The following is a 19,324-nucleotide window of genomic DNA, read 5'->3' as shown; positions in this document are numbered from 1 at the left end:
AACGGGTGGAATGGAAAAAAGGAAGTAGGTTGAGAATAATGAAACGAGCTCGAATCATTTATAACCCGACATCAGGGCGGGAGCTGTTTAAGCGCCATTTGCCTGATGTGCTCGTGCGGTTGGAAAAGGCGGGCTATGAAACGTCGTGCCACGCCACCGAAGGGCCGGGGGATGCGACGGAAGCAGCGCGCCAGGCCGTCCTGCGGGAATTTGATCTCGTTGTCGCCGCAGGGGGCGACGGAACGATCAATGAAGTCGTCAACGGCATCGCCGATCAGCCGCATCGGCCGACACTGGGCGTCATTCCCGTTGGGACGACGAACGATTTCGCCCGCGCCATCGGCGTGCCCCGTTCGATTGAAGGGGCGTGCGACGTGATCGCCACGGGCGAGCCCGTCCCGATTGACATCGGCTGTGTGACGAACGAAGACAAAACGCGCTATTTCATCAACATCGCGGGCGGCGGGCGCCTGACCGAGCTCACCTACGAAGTGCCGAGCAAGCTGAAAACGATGCTTGGCCAGCTCGCCTATTACTTGAAAGGGATCGAGATGTTGCCGTCCATCAAGGCGACCGAAGCGCAAATCGAGTATGACGGCAAACTGTTCGAAGGCGAGATTATGATGTTTTTGGTTTCGCTCACGAACTCGGTCGGCGGGTTTGAAAAACTGGCACCCGATTCATCATTGAATGACGGCCTGTTCGATTTTATCATCGTCAAGAAAACGAACTTGGCCGAATTCATCCGCCTTGTCACCCTCGCGGCGCGCGGCGAGCACATCAACGACCCGCACGTCATTTACACGAAAGCGAACCGGGTAAAAGTGCACTCGCCGATGCAGCTGAACTTAGACGGCGAATTCGGCGGCATGCTTCCAGGGGAGTTCGTCAATTTGCGCCGCCATATTGACGTATTGATGCCAAAAGAAAAGGCAGAACAAGTGAGAACAGGAAGATAAGCCTGTTCTTTTCTTATGCCTTTCCCCTATAAAGGGCACGCTACATATACAGAGGAACGGCAGAAAGGAGAACGACATGACGAAGCAGCAACCACCAGTCGCCAAAAATGAATATTATGACGTCGTATTCACGGATTTGACCCACGACGGTCTCGGAGTGGCGAAAGTCGACGGCTTTCCGTTGTTTGTGAAACACGCGCTTCCCGGCGAGCGGGCGAAGGTGAAAGCGATCAAAGTGAAAAAAGGGTATGGGTACGGCCGCCTCGTGGAGCTGTACGAACCAAGCCCCGACCGCGTTGCGCCGCCGTGCCCCGTCTATCGCCAATGCGGCGGCTGCCAGCTGCAACACCTCAGCTACGAAGGCCAGCTGAAAGCGAAGGAAAAGCAGGTGAAAGAAGTGCTCGCCCGCATCGGCAAGCTAGAAGGCGTCACCGTCCATCCCGTCATCGGGATGAAGAACCCATGGCGGTATCGAAACAAGGCGCAAGTGCCCGTTGGCGAGCGCGAAGGGGGCTTGGTGGCGGGCTTTTACAAGGAGCGGACGCATGAAATCATCGATATGGACGCCTGCCTCATCCAGCAAGAGGCGAACGATGTCGTCGTCCAGGCCGTGAAGCGCATCGCCGAGCGCTATGGTATTCCCCCATACGACGAAACCACGCACAAGGGCGTTCTTCGCCATATTGTCGCCCGCTACGGCGCGGCAACAGGCGAGGTGATGGTCGTGCTTGTCACCCGCACGGACCATCTGCCCCACGAACAGGACATTGTCCGTGACATCGTCCGCGCCATTCCGGGCGTGAAATCGATCGTGCAAAACGTCAACCCCGAGCGGACGAACGTCATTTTCGGCGCCAAAACGCGGGTGTTATGGGGAAGCGAGTTCATCACCGACCGCATCGGCGGCATTCAATTCGCCATCTCGGCCCGCTCGTTTTACCAAGTCAACCCCGAACAGACGAAAGTGCTGTATGACAAAGCGCTCGAATACGTGGAGCTGACCGGGCGGGAGACGGTGATCGACGCCTACTGCGGCATCGGCACGATCTCGCTCTTTTTGGCGCGTAAAGCGAAACACGTCTACGGCGTCGAAATCGTCCCCGAAGCGATCGAAGACGCCAAGCGCAACGCCAAACTCAACGGCATCCAAAACGTCACCTTCGAAGTCGGCGCCGCCGAAGACGTCATCCCGCGTTGGTACGAAGAAGGCATCCGCGCCGACTGCTTGGTCGTTGACCCGCCGCGCAAAGGCTGTGACGCCGCGCTGCTTGAGACGATCATCGCCATGAAACCGCCGCGCGTCGTCTACGTCTCGTGTAACCCGGCGACGCTCGCCCGCGACTTGCGCATCCTAGAAGACGGCGGCTACGAAACGATCGAAGTCCAGCCAGTGGACATGTTTCCGCACACGGCGCATGTGGAGTGTGTGGCGAAAATTCGGTTGAGATAAGACAACGGGCCGGTGGATCCGGCCTTGTTGTTTGCAGTCGAATTGGGCAAACGGCCATGACGACACGAATGACATGATAAAGATTTCATCCGCCTGCAAAACTGGGGGCTGGATGAGATCCATCCTATTGAGAATCCACACCACTTGCAAGTGTTCCTCGAACGGTTATGGTGAACGACTCCCGCTTCATGCAAAGCACAGTCGGAGTTTCTTTGCCCCAAATGTCACCCTCTGTCTTCCTGAGCGTCAACCGGCATAAAACATATTTTTCTTCCCCCTTTTGTACCGAAAACCGTATATAATGGAGATTGGAAATCACAAGGAGGTACATAGAAGCCATGCTCACAGGCGAATTGCGCCATAAAGTCGATAAAATATGGGAAACGTTTTGGACGGGCGGAATTACGAACCCGCTGACGGTCATTGAACAGTTTACCTACTTATTGTTCATCAAAGGCTTGGATGAAGTCGAAACACAGCGCGAGCAGGAGGATGCGCTGCTCGGCATTGAATCGGAACGCATCTTTCCTCCCGATAAGCAACACTTGCGCTGGAGCAAATTCAAACATTTTGAAGCCGCCCATATGTACGATGTCGTGTCCAATGAAGTGTTTCCGTTCATCAAAAACTTGCACGGCAATCGGGAATCGGCCTATGCAAAATATATGGGCGACGCCATTTTCATGATCCCGACGCCGCAAATGCTCGTCAAAATCGTCGACGGCATTGACCGCATTCCGATGAAAGACCGCGATACGAAAGGCGATTTGTACGAGTATTTGTTATCGAAAATCGCCACCGCAGGCACGAACGGCCAATTCCGCACCCCGCGTCATATCATTCACATGATGGTCGAGCTGATGAAACCGACGCCGGAAGACATCATCGTCGACCCGGCCGCAGGTTCCGCAGGGTTTTTAGTCGCAGCGGGCGAATATTTGCGCAAACATCGCAGTGACTTATTTTTAGTGCAAAGTTTAAAAGAACATTTTAATAACCATATGTTCTACGGTTTTGATATGGACCGCACGATGCTGCGGATTGGCGCGATGAACATGATGCTCCATGGCATTGAAAATCCAAATATCGAATATCGCGACTCCTTGTCGGAACAAAACAAAGATAAGGACAAATACACCCTTGTCCTTGCCAATCCGCCTTTTAAAGGTTCATTAGATTATGATGCAGTTTCAAATGATTTGTTAAAAGTTGTAAAGACAAAGAAAACCGAACTTTTATTTTTGGCATTATTCTTACGCATTTTAAAAACGGGCGGACGTTGCGCGTGCATTGTGCCGGACGGGGTATTGTTCGGCAGCTCGAAGGCGCATAAAGACATCCGCAAAGAGATTGTGGAAAATCATAAATTAGAAGCCATTATTTCGATGCCAAGCGGCGTATTTAAACCATACGCGGGCGTATCGACAGCGATTATGATTTTCACGAAAACGGGAGTCGGCGGTACGGATCAAGTATGGTTTTATGATATGAAAGCGGACGGCTATTCATTGGACGACAAGCGTACTCCGATTGAAGAAAACGACATTCCGGACATCATTGCGCGATTCCATAACCGTGAAGCGGAAAAAGAACGGAAGCGCACGGAGCAGTCGTTCTTCGTGCCGGTGGAAGAAATTCGTGAAAACGACTATGACCTTTCGATTAACAAGTATAAAGAAATTGAGTATGAAGAAGTGAAGTATCAACAACCGATAGAAATAATTGAAAAAGTAAAGAAGCTAGAAGAAGAAATAATAAAAGGTATAAAAGAGTTAGAAGATATGCTTAAATTCTAGAGGTGCTTGATGATGAAAATAAAACTAAAAAAAATTGCTAAAGTGTTATCAGGGAGTACAGCTCCTAAAGATAATGAATTTAGCGAGAATAACGGAAAACCTTTTATCAGAGCAGGACACTTAGAGGAGCTATGTAACGGAAAAAGTTTAATGGAATTACCAAAAATAGAAGAAAGCGTTGCCCAAAATAGGAAAATGGTTCTTGTCCCGGAAAATACGATTCTATTTGCAAAAAGTGGAATGAGTATATTAAAAAATAGAGTATATAAAACTACTCATGAAGCGTATATTGTAAATCACTTAGCAGCTATAATTTGTTCTAACGAGATAGAGCCGGATTATCTATACTATTTTTTTCGTGCTAATCCACCAAGTCGTCTAGTATTGGATTCATCCTATCCAAGTATTCGTTTAAGTGATATCGGTGAGATTGATATTGATCTACCAAGTAAAGCGATTCAAAAAAAAATATCTAAATTACTTAAACAAGCAGAAGAAATAATTTTTAAAAGAAAAGCCCAAATTGAAGCGTTAGACCAGTTAACGCAAAGTGTGTTTTTAGAGGTGTTTGGAGATCCAGCTACTAATCCTAAGAAATGGCCAATGGGTTTTATAAAGGATTTAGCTCTAAAAACACAATATGGTACAAGCAAAAAAGCAAGCGAGGATACAGGGAAATATCCTATATTGAGAATGAACAATATTACGTATGAAGGACATTGGGATCTCACAGATCTTAAATACGTTGATTTAGATGATAAGGAAGTTGAAAAATATCTGGTTCATAAAGGAGAGCTTTTATTTAATAGAACAAATAGTAAAGAACTAGTAGGAAAAACAGCTGTGTATCGCTTTGAAAAACCAATGGCCTTTGCAGGATATTTAGTTAAGGTAATTCCTAATGAAAAAGCCAATGCCGAGTTTATATCTGCGTACTTAAACTCGAAGTACGGAAAAAGTATTTTATTTTCAATGGCTAAAAATATCGTAGGGATGGCAAATATCAATGCTGAGGAACTAAAATCAATAAAAATATATATACCTCCTAAACAACTCCAAGATCAATTTGCTGAGATTGTACAAAAAATAGAATCTCAAAGAGAACTTTTTAAAAAAGGATTAGTTGAGTTAGAAAAAAACTTCAACTCCCTCATGCAACGGGCGTTTAAGGGAGAGTTATTCAACGATTAAGCAAATGTAAAAGGAATTTGCGCTGATCAAGGGAGGGGTATTGTTGTTATCCAACTTTCAGTTTTTAGTAGGCAAGCCTCATTATGAGAGCTTTACGAATGCGTGTTTAGAAGCGGAGAAAAGTTTGGTTGTGAGTCCAGCGACGTGCGCGATTTTAACGCGCCGTGCGCTGGAACTCGCGGTGAAGTGGGTGTACAGCTTTGACAGCGCGTTGAAAGTTCCGTATCAAGATAATCTTTCCAGTTTGATTCATGACAACGTCTTTTTGTCCATTATTGATGAAGACTTGTTGCCGTTGTTGCGTTACATTGTCAAACTGGGAAATGTCGCGGTTCATACGAACTCGATGATTACGAGGGAAGAAGCGATTCTTTCCCTGCATCATCTTCATCAGTTTGTGTCTTGGATTGATTATTGTTATTCAGATGAATATACGGCTACGGATTTTGATGAATCGTTGTTGCCAATCGGAGAGGAAAAGCGCGAGCGTCCGGAAGAATTAAAAGATTTATACGAACGGTTAAGCTCCAAAGACAAGCGTCTTGAGGAAATGATGAAAGAAAATGAACAGCTCCGCGCTCTTCTCACCGCCAAACGGGAAGCGAATACAAAAGAGTACCACTTCCAAGTCGATGAACTAAGCGAATGGGAAACAAGAAAGAAATATATTGATTTAGATTTGAAGCTGGCGGGTTGGGAATTTAAAAAGGACGTTATTGTTGAATACCCTGTCGTTGGCATGCCGAATCAAGAAGGAGTCGGCTATGTCGATTACGTTCTTTTTGGCGACAACGGAAAGCCGCTGGCGGTCATCGAAGCGAAACGGACAACCGCTGACCCGAACAAAGGAAAGCAACAGGCGAAATTGTACGCCGACTGCATTGAGAAAATGCACGGCCAACGTCCGATTATTTTTTACACAAACGGTTTTGAAACGTATATTTGGGACGACCTTAACTATCCGGCGCGGAAGGTTTCCGGTTTTTACAATAAGGAAGAATTAAGCTTGCTTATAGACCGCCGCACGATGAAGCGGCCGTTACGAAATGTAAAAATCAATGACAATATTACAAACCGATATTACCAAAAAGAAGCGGTGTTAGCCGTATGTGACGCGCTCGAGAACAAACGGCGCAAAGCATTGCTTGTCATGGCAACGGGGAGCGGCAAAACTCGGACAGCGATTTCGATTGTCGATGTTCTCACTCGCCACAATTGGGTAAAAAATATTTTGTTTTTAGCGGACCGCAAAACGCTGGTAACGCAAGCCAAAAACAGCTTTAGCCATTTGCTTCCGAACTTGACGCTTTGCAATTTGCTCGATAACAAAGACAATCCAGAGGAAAGCCGCATGGTGTTTTCGACGTACCCGACAATGATGAACGCGATTGACGAAGCGAAACGAAAAGACGGCAAACGCCTCTTTACCGTCGGCCATTTTGATTTAATTATCGTCGATGAATCCCACCGCAGTATTTATAAGAAATATCGGGCTATTTTTGACTATTTTGACGCAATATTGCTTGGGCTTACCGCCACACCAAAAGATGAAATTGACCGCAATACGTATGAAGTGTTTGATCTGGAAAACGGTGTGCCGACCTATGCCTATGAGTTAGATCAAGCCGTTCAGGACGGCTATTTAGTGGATTATCGTACCATTGAAACAAAATTAAAGTTCCTCGAAGAAGGCATTCATTACGATGAGTTATCGGATGAAGAAAAAGAACGATATGAAGAAACATTTGATGATGAAGTAGGCGAGGATATTGACAGTGCCGCGTTAAACGAATGGCTGTTTAACGACGATACGATTGATACGGTACTGAGAGATTTAATGGAAAAAGGAATTCGCGTCGAAGGCGGAGACAAACTCGGCAAAACGATTATTTTTGCGAAAAACCATCGCCATGCGGAACGAATCGTGGAGCGCTTTGATCAATTGTTCCCTGAATACAAGGGCGGCTTTGCACGAGTCATTGATTACAGCGTGAACTACTACCAAACCTTAATCGATGATTTTTCCGACCGTAACAAATGGCCGCAGATTGCCGTATCGGTCGATATGCTCGATACAGGAGTGGATATTCCGGAAGTCGTCAACCTTGTGTTCTTCAAGAAAGTACGCTCCAAATCAAAGTTTTGGCAAATGATTGGACGCGGAACCCGTTTATGCAAAGACTTATTCGGAGCCGGGCAAGATAAAACGCATTTTTTGATTTTCGACTATTGCGGCAACTTTGCGTTTTTCCGCGAAAATCCGAAAGGAATCGAAGGAAAAGCGGTGGAAAGTTTAACGGAGCGGCTGTTTAACACGAAGGTAGACATCATTCACGAATTGCAGCATTTACAGCACCAAGAAGAGGACTATATTGCTCATCGCAATGAGTTGATTGACGAAGTGCTGGCGGAAATTCGTCAGCTCAATGAAGAAAATTTCCGCGTGCGCCAGCACATCCAGTATGTGCACAAGTTCCAAAACAGGGAAGCGTGGAATGGTTTGACGGCGCTCGATGTTCATGAGATTAAAGAACATCTTTCGCCGTTGATTGTCCCGTTAAATGACGATGAATTTGCGAAACGCTTTGATTTGCTTATGTACACGATCGAATTGGCGAAGCTGCAAACGAAAAATGCGACGAAGCCGATTCGGAGTGTGATTCGCACCGCAGAGGCGTTGTCGAAACTCGGTTCCATTCCTCAAGTGATGGAACAAAAATACATCATCGAAAAGGTGCAGACGGAAGAGTTTTGGAGCGAAGCCGATATTTTCGAATTGGAAGCTGTTCGCGAAGCGTTGCGTGACTTAGTCAAATTCCTTGAAAAAGAAACGCAAAAAATTTACTATACGAACTTTAAAGACCAAGTCTTAGAGGTCAAAGAAAACGGCCCGATGTTTACTGTCAATGATCTGAAAAATTATCGGAAAAAGGTGGAACATTATCTGCACGAACACCGCGACCAGATGGCCATTTACAAGTTGCGAAATAATAAAAAGCTAACCGTCCAAGACGTAAAAACGTTGGAACATATTCTTTGGAATGAGCTTGGCACACAGGAAGATTATAAAAGAGAATTCGGAGACACACCGATTACAAAGCTCGTCCGCCAAATCGTCGGCCTTGACCCACAGGCCGCCAACGAAGCGTTTTCCGAATTTTTATCAAGCGAACGGTTGAACATCCAACAAAGCCGCTTTGTCAAATTGATCGTCGATTACTTTGTGAAAAATGGAGTCATGGACAAGCGGGTGCTGCAGGAAGAACCGTTTAAAACCGTCGGCAGCATCGTTGAACTGTTTCAGGACAACATGGACGACGCGCGCAAGATTATTCGCATTATCGATGAGATTAACCGAAATTCCGAAGAGATCGCGGGGGCGTAGGAAAAGTAATCCATTTTGTTTTTCTTCGATGTTCAGGCATCTTTGAGGTTGAAAGTGTCTTGAAGATGCCTTATATTTCTTATGCGTATAGAACGAAATGAGTATATCCATACTGAGTTACGTTAGAAAACTAAATAAAATGTCCTTTGTTCTTGTAATGCTGAGGTGAGAAGTGCGGGATATATCCAGAAAATATATAAAAAACCTATTATAAAAAATTATTGAAACAAAAATTTGTGATATTTATAATATAATTTGGGCTCGTGTTATACAACAAAAATATAGGAGGGATTTGTTTGGTTGAAAAAATGGTCGAAACGGTGAACGGGTTATTATGGAGTCCTTTCTTAATTGGTTTTATTGTTTGTTGTGGTTTGTATTTTAGCATTCGCACCCGTTTCCTGCAAATTCGCCATGTGAAAGAGATGATCCGGCTTGTGACGACCGGGAAGGGCTCTGACGCGGGGGTCTCGTCCTTTCAAGCGTTAACGATGTCTTTATCCGGCCGCATTGGGGTCGGGAACGTCGCTGGGACGGCAACGGGGATTGCCTACGGGGGACCGGGCGCTGTCTTTTGGATGTGGGTCATTACGTTTATCGGTGCGGCGACGGCGTATGTCGAGTCGACGCTGGCGCAAATTTATAAAGAGGAACGAGACGGGCAGTACCGGGGCGGGCCAGCTTTCTATATTGAAAAGGGCCTTGGCTGGAAATGGTTTGCGGTTGTGATTGCCGCGGCGATCATTCTCTCGATGGCGGTGCTGATGCCGGGAATTCAAGCAAACTCGATTGCCGACAGCTTTTCGAATGCGTTTGGCATTCCGAAGCTGATTACAGGAATTATTGTCATTTCGATTCTTGGTTTTACGATTTTTGGAGGGGTGAAGCGGATCGCCAGAACGGCGGAAATTGTCGTTCCGTTTATGGCAGTTGGCTATTTGTTGGTCGCGATTGCGATCATTGCGGTGAATATTGAAAAAGTCCCCGATGTTTTTGGCCTGATTTTCAAAAGCGCGTTCGGCGCTGATCAAGTGTTTGGCGGAATTCTTGGATCGGCCGTGATGTGGGGCGTCAAACGCGGCCTTTACGCCAATGAAGCTGGTCAAGGGACAGGCGCTCATCCGGCGGCGGCGGCGGAAGTATCCCACCCGGCCAAGCAGGGGCTTGTGCAAGCGTTTTCAATCTATTTGGATGTGTTCTTAGTCGTGACAGCGACTGCACTGATGATTTTATTTACTAACCAGTATAATGTCATTAATGAAAAAACCAGGGAGCCGATTGTCGTCAACCTTGAAGGGGTAGAACCGGGTGCAGGGTATACGCAAGCGGCGGTGGACACCCTCTTCCCGGGATTTGGCTCGGCGTTTATTGCGATTGCCCTTTTCTTCTTTGCGTTTACGACGATGTACGCCTATTACTATATTGCCGAGACGAACCTCGCTTATCTGGTGCGCAGTGAAAAGAGGGGGATGGCCTTCTTTGCCCTCAAAGTCATCTTTTTGGCCGCCACTTTCTACGGAACGGTCAAAACGGCGACGACGGCGTGGGCGATGGGCGACATCGGGCTTGGAATCATGGTTTGGCTCAACTTGATCGCGATCTTGTTGTTGTTTAAACCGGCCTATATTGCGCTAAAAGATTATGAGGAGCAGCTGAAGCAAGGCAAGGATCCGGAATTCAATGCGTCAAAATACGGGATCAAGAACGCGACATTTTGGGAAAATGGGTATACGAGAGTGGACGAAAAGAAGGAACAAGCGTTATAAGCCATCATACGTTGTAGAGTTGGAGGTGTCCCGCTGCGTTCGGGACACCGTTTTTGTGCGTCCGGCATCCTGGGAATGGCCGCTTTGGAATCCTGTTAGGCAAAGCAGATATTGAAAAAAAGGTTGGAAACAGGAGATGATGACGAAACGGTTGATGAGCTGACGGGGATGGCGGTCGGGAAGATGGAAAAGGGGAGAGGGGGAGGAAGTTTGTTTCGTAAAAAAACCGGCCGCAGGGCCGGTTTTTGTGGAAATTAATGGGTTGTTCCCTTTAGGTCACGAACAAGTTGGGCCAGCGCGTCGTGAATCGGCGTCACCGGTCTGCCGAGCAGTTTTTCAAAGTCGTTGCTTTCGATTTCTAAGGAGCCTTCGCGGATGCCGCGTTGAATGTCCACGAGAAACGACACGAGCGGATCGGGCAAACCAGCCTTTTTCATGATATCAGCATAGGCAGCATCGTCGACTTGTTGCACCGGCACGTCTTTGCCTAAGACGGCGCCGAGGGCGGCGGCGAGTTCTTCTTGGGTCATGAGGGGGCCGGAAAGTTCGTAAATTGTGTTTTCATGGCCATCTCCGGCGAGGACGGCAGCGGCGGCTTCGGCGTAGTCTTGGCGAAGGGCCCAGCCGACTTTGCCTGTCCCGGCTGATGTCACCCAAGGCGCCCCGGCGAGGACGGCTTGAACGGTTCCGATTTCGTTTTCCAAATACCAGTTGTTGCGCAAAAAGGAGTACGGAATGCCGGTGTTTGCGATGGCTTCTTCCGTCACCCGATGCACTTCGGCCAAGGCGAGCCGGCTTTCATTCGCATTCGCCAGGCTTGTGTACGCAATGAATCCGACTTGGGCGCGTTGGGCGGCGTTGACGGCATTTGTGTGCTGGCGGATTCTTGTTTCGTTGTCTCCGTCGGTGGAGATGATCAACAGCCGGTCAATCCCTTGAAAGGCTGTCTCCAACGTTTCGGGGCGGTCAAAATCGCCATGGCGAACGTCGACTCCGCGGGCCCGAAGATGTTCGGCTTTTTCCGGCTGGCGGACGCTGACGGCCAGCTGGTGAGCCGGCACGGATTTCAACAGCGTTTCGACGACTTTCGTTCCTAATTTTCCGGTTGCCCCGGTGACTAATATGTTCATACGCCTAGACCTCCTCATTTGTTTTGTTATAACCAGTTTGGTTACAACCGATGTATAAATAAAAGCCCTGTTAAGAGCTTTTATTATTGAAATTGAGCGATCAGCCGGCTGATCGTCGTTTGCGAAAGCCGCTCTTCCATGGCCGCCTGCGCCGCTTTCAGTTCGGCTTGCAGAACCGCCTCGATATTCCGCCCGACCGGGCACTGAATGTTCGGATGTTCATGGATGCGAAACAGTTGATCCGTTTCCACGACACGGACGGCCCGATACACGTCTAACAGCGTGATTTGGTCGGGAGGTTTGCGTAGCGAAGCGCCGCCGACTCCGGGGCGGACGTCAACCAACCCCGCTTTTTTTAACATGCCCATAATTCGACGGATGATGACAGGGTTTGTATTGACGCTCTGCGCGATGAAATCTCCGGTGCAATCGGCCGGGCTGGTCGCAAGCAAGCAAAGGATGTGCACGGCCATCGAAAATCGTGTGCTAATTTGTTTCACGTAAAACACCACCGTTGTAACCATTATAGTTATATCTTCAGGAAAAGTCAACTTTGGTGCTGGCCGTTTTGGATCAATCGTGCTTCCGGTCGGAAAGGGATAAATCCCCGCCAAAGGCCGCGCCGGAGAGAAGAGGGGTTGACGCCGTGACGGAAAGGTGCTTTGGATTCGTCCACTGATCGTGTACAATACATAAAGGGTGACAACATCGTTCATCTCGGAAGGAGGAAAGCCATTGACAGACAGCGGAAAACAATCGTTCATTACGGACATTCATCAGTTGGATAAAAAAGGAGCGGGACAAGCGGTCGTTTGGCAGGAAGAAGAAGGGAGGAGAAAAAAGCTCAAACTCACTGTTCCGTCCACGCTTCCTGGTGAAAAGGTGCGGGTTTTGATCGATTGGCCGAAACGCCGGAGGGCCCATGCCCGAGTGGAAGAAGTGATCGAGCGGCATCCAGAGCGGCTCGATCCGCCGTGTCCGCACTTTGACCGCTGCGGCGGCTGTGTCTGGCAGCACTGGCGCTATGAAGGGCAGCTGCGCCATAAAACGGAGCATGTCAAGACGCTCTTGAAAGAGCACGGATTTGACCCTGGCGTTGTCCGCGATACGATTGGCATGGAACATCCGTGGCATTACCGCAATAAAATGGAGTTTACGTTTTCTCCGGAAGGGTTGCTTGGACTGCACGAGCAAGGGAATTTCCGGCAAGTGATTTCGTTGGAGACATGTCTCATTGCCGGCGAGAAGATCGTCAAAGCCGCTATGGAGGTGGCGCGTTGGGCGCGCGATCATCAGCTGCCTGGGTATCACAAAGACACCCATGAAGGGCTGCTTCGCCACGTCATGGTGCGCGAGTCGTTTGCGACAGGAGAGGTGATGGTGGCGCTCTTTGCGACCGAGGCGCCGGAAGGGGAGTTGAAAGAAGCGGCGGCTGATTTGACGGAGCGGATCACGAAGGCGCTCCCGGACGTGAAAAGTTTGCTTTGGCTGGAGAATCGGGCGTGGGCCGACCGCACCCAGGCGGAACGAACGCACGTGCTGGCCGGACGGGATTTCATTTACGATGAATTGTGCGGGTTCCGCTACCGTCTTTGGTTTGATACGTTTTTCCAAACGAACCCGGTGCAGGCGGCCAAATTGGTTGAACTGGCGTTGGAGATGGGCGAGCCCAAGCCCCATGAGAAAATGATCGATCTCTTCTGCGGAGTCGGCACGTTTTCCTTGCCGTTCGCCAAGCGGGTGAAGGCGTTGGCGGGCATTGAAATTGTGGAAACGTCGATCGAGTCGGCGAAACGAAACGCGAAAGACAACGGCATTGACAATACGTACTTTTTGGCGCGGGATGCGCGGCGCGGGATTGATGAAGTGTTGGAGCAGTTCGGGCGGCCGGAGCTGTTGCTTTTGGATCCTCCGCGTTCCGGCGCGGGCGGAAAAGTGATGCGAAAAATCGGCCGGGCCCAGCCGGAGCGGGTCGTGTACGTCTCGTGCAATCCGGAGACGTTTGCGGCCGATATTGCGGAATTCGTTCCGTTCGGCTATACATTGAAAACCGTTCAACCGGTCGATATGTTTCCCCATACAGCGCACGTCGAGTGCTGTGCGTTGCTTGTCAAATCATCATAAATCAGGAAAAGCCCGTTCCCCTAAGTGAGGGGGAAACGGGCTTTATGATTGTCGATTGGAAAGTCTTTCACCTCCCGGCGTGGCATAAGGGGATAATAGCAAAAAACGGCCCATATTCGCGATTGTTTCGATCGGAAGCGGAAGAAAAAGGTTATATTTTTCGACTGTACGAATGTATAATATAATGTGCTGAATATACAGAAAAAATAATCAATTCTTAATAAGGCGGGATGAGCGGTGGATTACTCCGTTTCCATCGACGACAAGGCGAGGGAATGGTTGAAGAGAAAAGGCGGTGTACTGACCATTTCAAAGTTTCAAGCGGCCCATTGTTGTGTCCCGGGATCGGAACTTTGGATTGAATTTCGAAAGCCTGAAAATGAAAGCCTTTACGAAAAGATTGTGCAAGAGGGGATTACGTGTTTTATAGAAAAAGGGTTAGAGTGTAAACAAAACCATCTGCAGATAAAGATGGCCCTCTCTCCTTTTTTTAACACGATTCGGGTGGAAGGGTTCAAATATTTTTAAAGAAGGGAAAGATGGATGGTGGGAGATCGGTTGACTCGTTTTGCCCGTGAGTTGGCTAACAAATTCACCTTATATTTTGATGTATACCGCGACGAACAACCAAGCGATTTCCCCCTTTCGTTTATTGCCCATTACAAACGAAGAGACGAACGGTATATGGTGATGAAAAAGATTAAAGTGTACGGCGTAGAAAACCAACAGCTTGTGTTTGCCGCTGTCGCAAATGAGCCCGTCTCGCTGGAGTTTGTCAGACGATTTCAAGATGTCATCGATCAACATAAACATCGGTTTATTCAAGAAGATGCGGAACATATGTCTACGATTGTGCTCGGTCTTATTGTTGCGGAGGGCGCGCTCGATAAAGCGGTTTTGAAGGAGGTGAGGAAGTTTCGAAAAGTAAAATTTTTAAAATTCGGCTGGCATGGGTGGGTTGAAACATATGTAGCCATCCTCCATCCCGATCAAAAAACCGTGCATATCCACCCGAAAGGAAGGTCGTTCGTTAAGTCGATCGAAACTTTAATGAGGGAGGATAAAATCAGCCTATGAGCGCGGTGACGTTATTGCTGATTTCGGCCATTGCCTTTATCGTTGCTTATTTTACGTATGGCAAGTATCTGGACCGGAAGCTCGGGGTCGATCCAAACCGGCCGACGCCGGCGGTGGAGATGGCGGATGGAAAGGACTATGTTTCCACCAACCGGCCGGTTTTGCTTGGTCATCATTTCGCCACGATTGCAGGCGGCGGCCCGATTGTCGGTCCGATTTCTGCAGCGGTATTCGGTTGGATTCCGGCGGTGCTATGGATTGTGCTGGGAAGTATTTTCTTTGGCGGGGTGCACGACTACGCCTCATTGCAAGCATCGATCCGCCATAAAGCGCAGTCGATCGGGGCAGTAATTAAAGGGTATATCGGCAAGCGCGGCCAAACATTGTTTTTATCATTCTCCACGGCGACCATTATTTTGATTGTCGGTGTGTTTATCGTGCTGGTTGCCGATACGTTTGCGAACGTCCCAGAGGCGGCGACTGCTTCTGTCCTTTTTATTTTCGTTGCGATGTTGTTCGGCTTTTTCGTTAACCAAATGCGCGTTAATTTCGTGTTGGCGAGCGTCATTGGCGTCATTGTCATGTTTGTCTGCGTGTGGGCCGGCATGATTTTCCCTATTAAAATGAGCGCTGCGTTTTGGGTGTTTTTCTTGATCGCTTATTCTTATATAGCATCCGTGTTGCCGGTTTGGCTGTTGTTGCAGCCGCGGGATTATTTAAATTCGTATTTGTTGTACGGCATGATGCTCGGCGGGTTTATCGGTGTTCTTTTCGCGAATCCGACACTTCAGCTTGCCGGGTTTACCGGTTTTTACAATGAGAAGTTGGGTCCATTGTTCCCGATTCTCTTTATTACGATTGCCTGCGGCGCGATTTCTGGTTTCCACTCCTTGGTGGCGAGCGGCACGACAGCTAAGCAGCTCGACAACGAACGAAGCGGCCGTTTTATCGCCTACGGTGGGATGTTGATTGAAGGATTTTTGGCGGTGATTGTTGTCTGCTCGGTAGCGTATTTGACGACGGAGCAGTTCACACAGCGACTCGTTGAGCTGGGTGGGCCGATTCCGGCTTTCTCTGCCGGTCTTGGGTATTTTATGAGCCATTTCGGAATCCCAGAAGCGGCAGGTACGACCTTTGTCGCTCTGGCGGCTTCAGCTTTTCTCATGACAACGTTAGATTCAGCGACACGGCTTGGGAGATACGGTGTGCAAGAGTTTGCGGAAGGAAGATCCAAGACGTTTGCCAACCCTCATATAGCAACAGGAGTGATCGTCGTCGGTGCGGCGGCGCTGGCGCTCTCGGGAACGTGGAGCGATTTATGGCCGCTGTTCGGTTCTGCTAACCAAATGCTTGGTGCGTTGGCGTTGCTGGCCGTCAGCGTCTGGCTTGTAAAAAAAGGGACGAAGTCGTGGTTTACGATCATCCCGATGATCTTTATGTTTATTGTGACGCTTTCTGCATTGCTCGTCTTCATGAGAACGAATTTCTTAAACGGGAATATTTTCCTTGTGGTTTGTGGGTTTATCTTGTTTGTCTTGTGTATCTTCCTCGTCATTGAAGCGTATCGCTCCTTTACGAAACCGAAAGATAAAGATACGACGGTCAAAGCGTAATAGAGTAAGGTGATGCTGGAGTTGCTGAACATCCCCTTTCGGTAGACGGTTGTCTATTGAAGGGGGATTTGTTCTAGAGGGGGAGAGGAGGGGGCTAGGAGCTTTATAAAAGTTTTATAAGTTTTCTGTAACGGTGAAGAAGACGTCAGTATTATTGGCAGAGCTTGTGCCTTGTCTTTGAACAAGATGGCGACACATGGCGGTTAGTTGGGACTGTTCATGGTCAAATGGACGGTGTAAGTTCCCCCTGCTTTCCTCGCTCAAAAAAGCTCTATGTTCGTCAAAACAGTAATGGCGTAAAACTCGCGAGAGAGTCAAGTGGTTGACCTGTTTCATTATGGGACAAAAGAGGCCGATGGCCCCTTTTGCTTTTTTGGTTCAGCTATGTCGACGAATGGCATTGGCCAGCAATTGCGGCAACGATGCGATATCGTTCGGCCCATAGGTGAAACGGACGAGTGTTTCGTCCATGTCAAGCGCCTCGGCGAGCAATCCAGCGAATCCGCGCGCTTTACGGTCGATTTCCAAAATGGCTTCCACTCCATGTTCGGACACAAAGAAGATGGCCTCCAATTCATCAAGGCGGCCTCGAAAGGCTCCCCCTGTCGGGCGAAATTCGAACTCTTGGACAAACGGCAGCCGCCGTTGCCAATAGCGCGGTGCTTGTTCGCATTGCACATCACGGAGGCGGAATCCCAGCTGGCGGGCTGCCTCGAGAAACGCTGTGACGAGCGGATGCGGTTCGATGGTGAGGTAGTCCCGGTCTTGCGGATCAAGCGCCATTTTAATGTCAAGGCCGGTTTGCAGCCACACTTTGGAAGAGCCGAGCGTGACCGGTACGTCGTATGGCAAGGCGAATTGGAACGGGATCGTTTTTGTTTCATTCGGCCCGATTGTCATCGAGTCAGACACTTTGTATCGGGCGAGCACGGCTTTTTCTTCGACTTTCTTATCATCGATTTCGCGAATATACGTTGTTACTAAGGCTAGATAAATTTCATCAATGCGCTGTTCAACGCTGCCGCCGCGAACCTCGACGACTCCTTCGACTGTTTCCCCTTGGGTGTATTGCGCTTTGGAAAGTTTCGTATCGACCGTAGCGGATCCGATGCCGATAGAGCTTAGCAGTTTTTTAAACAATCGATTCTCCCCCTTGTTGATTAGTTTCTTCCTCATCCGGGAATACGCAGCGTCTAGTAAAAAGGTTCCATTTTTTATCCGGTTATAGACGATGAGAACATAACCGCTGTCGATTAAGTTTTCTGATATGTGGCCGCCCACGACACCAAGGCTGATCAATTCATCATCCGCTATCCCTTCCTTCTTCTGTTTATCCATTGTTAAGGGTAACATAATGCCTAAGGGAGTTCCACTATTTTGGAAAACAAGACGGTTTTTGCTAAAATAGCGCATATGGATGAGAAAGGCGGATCAGCAATGAAACGGGTTATCCACGTCGTTGGGGCAGTCATCTGCAATGAACAGGGAGATGTTTTATGCGCATTGCGAGGGTCAAATATGTCGCTGCCGAACGTTTGGGAGTTCCCTGGAGGCAAAGTGGAAGAAGGGGAAAGCCCAGAAGCGGCTTTAGTTCGGGAAGTTCGTGAGGAACTTGGCTGCACCGTTTCGGTCGGCAAGCTGCTGGTTGATGTGTTTCATGAGTATGAACACGCCATCGTTCATTTGCGGACGTACGAAGCTCGCCTTACTGATGGGGAGCCGCGGGCGCGGGAGCATGCCGAGCTTCGGTGGGTGCCGCTCTCCCAGCTTCGTGACCTTAGATGGGCGCCGGCCGATCTCCCTACCGTTGAGGCGCTGTTGGCGAAGAGTCGCTCATAGCCGAGAAAGATGTCGGTTCGGGGAATGGGGCGTCGACTCTATTGAAAGAAAAACGGTTTTTCCCGGAGGAAGAACCGTTTTTGATTCGCGCTATGGTCTACAATGTGAACCTTTGAACGGATGTCCGCAAATCTTCGGCCATTTTAGCGAGCATTTGCGAAGATGATGTGATCTCTTCCATAGAAGCGAGCTGTTCTTCAGCAGATGCTGCAACTTCTTCGGATGTGGCGGCATTTTCCCGCGCGATACCCGCTAACTGATGGGCGGATGCGGTGACTTGCTGGGTGCCGGCTGAGATTTGCTCAGCAATCGCGGAGATTTCCTCGATTTGCGGGGCTACTTCTTTCATATTTTGGACGATTTGTAAAAAGCGTTGGGCTGTTTGCGTAGAAATGTGAAGGCCACCTTCAACATTTTCGGTCACACGGGACATATATCGGACCACTTCTGTTGTGCTTTGTTGGATTTTCCCAATCAATTCCTCGATTTGTTTCGTGGATGATTGCGACTGCTCGGCAAGTTTTCTCACTTCATCGGCGACAACGGCAAATCCTTTTCCATGCTCGCCGGCTCGAGCGGCTTCAATGGCTGCGTTTAGTGCCAGCAAGTTTGTTTGGTCGGCGATGGTGCTGATTACATCAAGGATTTTCTCAATTTCTTCAGAACGTTTTTCTAATGATTTCACTCTTTTATGAATTAATGGCGCATCCTGGTTGATATTGCAAATATATGGTAACATGTTTTTTTTTGGGTAATTTAAATTACTATTTTTCTTTTTTTATAAAACACATAGCACTTTTTTACTATTTGTCTCTTCTTTGCCATAGTTCTGAAAGAAGACTCCCGCTTCAAACGCGTGAAAGGCAAAGACGCGCAGTCAGCGGGAAGCGCATGTCGGTTGGCGTCAATTGAAAACACGTGATTGCGGGAAAATCAACGCGAACAAGCCTGTTGACAGCTGCCTTTACAGCAGCCCCAACAGGCTTGTTTTTTC

Annotated in this window: 15 protein-coding genes; 11 read left to right on the top strand and 4 right to left on the bottom strand. The window is 48.6% G+C overall.

Annotated features, from left to right (window positions below; all coding sequences use genetic code 11):
* Window positions 1-38: 38 nt before the first annotated feature.
* From B9L21_RS14040 to B9L21_RS14015, 6 genes are all read left to right on the top strand, one after another.
* Complete coding sequence (locus B9L21_RS14040) at window positions 39-959, top strand: diacylglycerol kinase (RefSeq protein WP_015373870.1); 921 nt, start codon at window positions 39-41, stop codon at window positions 957-959.
* Between the two features lie 76 nt (window positions 960-1,035).
* The gene (gene rlmD / locus B9L21_RS14035) at window positions 1,036-2,409 is read left to right on the top strand and encodes a 23S rRNA (uracil(1939)-C(5))-methyltransferase RlmD (protein WP_063166835.1); all 1,374 of its coding nucleotides are present in this window, start codon (window positions 1,036-1,038) and stop codon (window positions 2,407-2,409) included.
* A gap of 338 nt (window positions 2,410-2,747) precedes the next feature.
* On the top strand, window positions 2,748-4,205 hold the full coding sequence (locus B9L21_RS14030) for a type I restriction-modification system subunit M (protein ID WP_063166834.1): 1,458 nt from the start codon (window positions 2,748-2,750) through the stop codon (window positions 4,203-4,205).
* A gap of 12 nt (window positions 4,206-4,217) precedes the next feature.
* Complete coding sequence (locus tag B9L21_RS14025) at window positions 4,218-5,396, top strand: restriction endonuclease subunit S (protein WP_168157893.1); 1,179 nt, start codon at window positions 4,218-4,220, stop codon at window positions 5,394-5,396.
* A gap of 43 nt (window positions 5,397-5,439) precedes the next feature.
* Window positions 5,440-8,781 carry a DEAD/DEAH box helicase family protein gene (locus B9L21_RS14020; protein ID WP_063166832.1) on the top strand — a complete coding sequence of 1,114 codons (3,342 nt, stop codon included), beginning with the start codon at window positions 5,440-5,442 and terminating at the stop codon, window positions 8,779-8,781.
* 296 nt (window positions 8,782-9,077) lie between these two features.
* Entirely contained in the window at window positions 9,078-10,547 is a 1,470-nt protein-coding gene (locus B9L21_RS14015; protein WP_063166831.1) for an alanine/glycine:cation symporter family protein, read from the top strand.
* A 254-nt stretch (window positions 10,548-10,801) separates the two neighbouring features.
* Here the strand turns inward: B9L21_RS14015 and B9L21_RS14010 are convergent, their stop codons facing one another.
* Window positions 10,802-11,677 (bottom strand): SDR family oxidoreductase, encoded by an 876-nt coding sequence (locus tag B9L21_RS14010; RefSeq protein WP_033011346.1) that lies wholly within the window; start codon window positions 11,675-11,677, stop codon window positions 10,802-10,804.
* A gap of 83 nt (window positions 11,678-11,760) precedes the next feature.
* Entirely contained in the window at window positions 11,761-12,177 is a 417-nt protein-coding gene (locus B9L21_RS14005) for an Rrf2 family transcriptional regulator (RefSeq protein WP_033011350.1), read from the bottom strand.
* 235 nt (window positions 12,178-12,412) lie between these two features.
* Between B9L21_RS14005 and rlmD (B9L21_RS14000) the strand changes: the two genes are divergently transcribed.
* The 4 genes from rlmD (B9L21_RS14000) (at window position 12,413) to B9L21_RS13985 (ending at window position 16,491) form a co-directional block, all read left to right on the top strand.
* Window positions 12,413-13,801, top strand: coding sequence for a 23S rRNA (uracil(1939)-C(5))-methyltransferase RlmD (rlmD, locus tag B9L21_RS14000; protein WP_063166830.1), 1,389 nt, complete (start codon window positions 12,413-12,415; stop codon window positions 13,799-13,801).
* 237 nt (window positions 13,802-14,038) lie between these two features.
* Window positions 14,039-14,329 (top strand): CC/Se motif family (seleno)protein, encoded by a 291-nt coding sequence (locus B9L21_RS13995; RefSeq protein WP_063166829.1) that lies wholly within the window; start codon window positions 14,039-14,041, stop codon window positions 14,327-14,329.
* A 15-nt stretch (window positions 14,330-14,344) separates the two neighbouring features.
* A complete protein-coding gene (locus B9L21_RS13990; RefSeq protein ID WP_063166828.1) occupies window positions 14,345-14,878 on the top strand; it encodes a hypothetical protein in 534 nt (177 codons plus the stop codon).
* Complete coding sequence (locus B9L21_RS13985; RefSeq protein ID WP_063166827.1) at window positions 14,875-16,491, top strand: carbon starvation protein A; 1,617 nt, start codon at window positions 14,875-14,877, stop codon at window positions 16,489-16,491. Before B9L21_RS13990 ends, B9L21_RS13985 begins: the two co-directional genes overlap by 4 nt.
* A gap of 378 nt (window positions 16,492-16,869) precedes the next feature.
* Here B9L21_RS13985 and B9L21_RS13980 read toward each other — a convergent pair whose 3' ends face one another.
* Window positions 16,870-17,631: a sporulation protein gene (locus B9L21_RS13980; RefSeq protein WP_063166826.1), complete on the bottom strand. Its 762-nt coding sequence runs from the start codon at window positions 17,629-17,631 to the stop codon at window positions 16,870-16,872.
* Between the two features lie 297 nt (window positions 17,632-17,928).
* On the opposite strand from B9L21_RS13980, the gene B9L21_RS13975 reads away from it, so the two are divergent.
* The gene (locus B9L21_RS13975; RefSeq protein WP_063167419.1) at window positions 17,929-18,330 is read left to right on the top strand and encodes a (deoxy)nucleoside triphosphate pyrophosphohydrolase; all 402 of its coding nucleotides are present in this window, start codon (window positions 17,929-17,931) and stop codon (window positions 18,328-18,330) included.
* Between the two features lie 97 nt (window positions 18,331-18,427).
* Here B9L21_RS13975 and B9L21_RS13970 read toward each other — a convergent pair whose 3' ends face one another.
* Window positions 18,428-19,015 carry a methyl-accepting chemotaxis protein gene (locus B9L21_RS13970; RefSeq protein WP_063166825.1) on the bottom strand — a complete coding sequence of 196 codons (588 nt, stop codon included), beginning with the start codon at window positions 19,013-19,015 and terminating at the stop codon, window positions 18,428-18,430.
* Window positions 19,016-19,324: the final 309 nt, after the last annotated feature.

It is taken from the genome of Geobacillus uzenensis (assembly GCF_002217665.1).
Taxonomy (GTDB): Bacteria; Bacillota; Bacilli; order Bacillales; family Anoxybacillaceae; genus Geobacillus; species Geobacillus subterraneus.
Note: the sequence above shows the minus strand (reverse complement) of the source record. Positions and strands in the feature narration are given on the sequence as shown.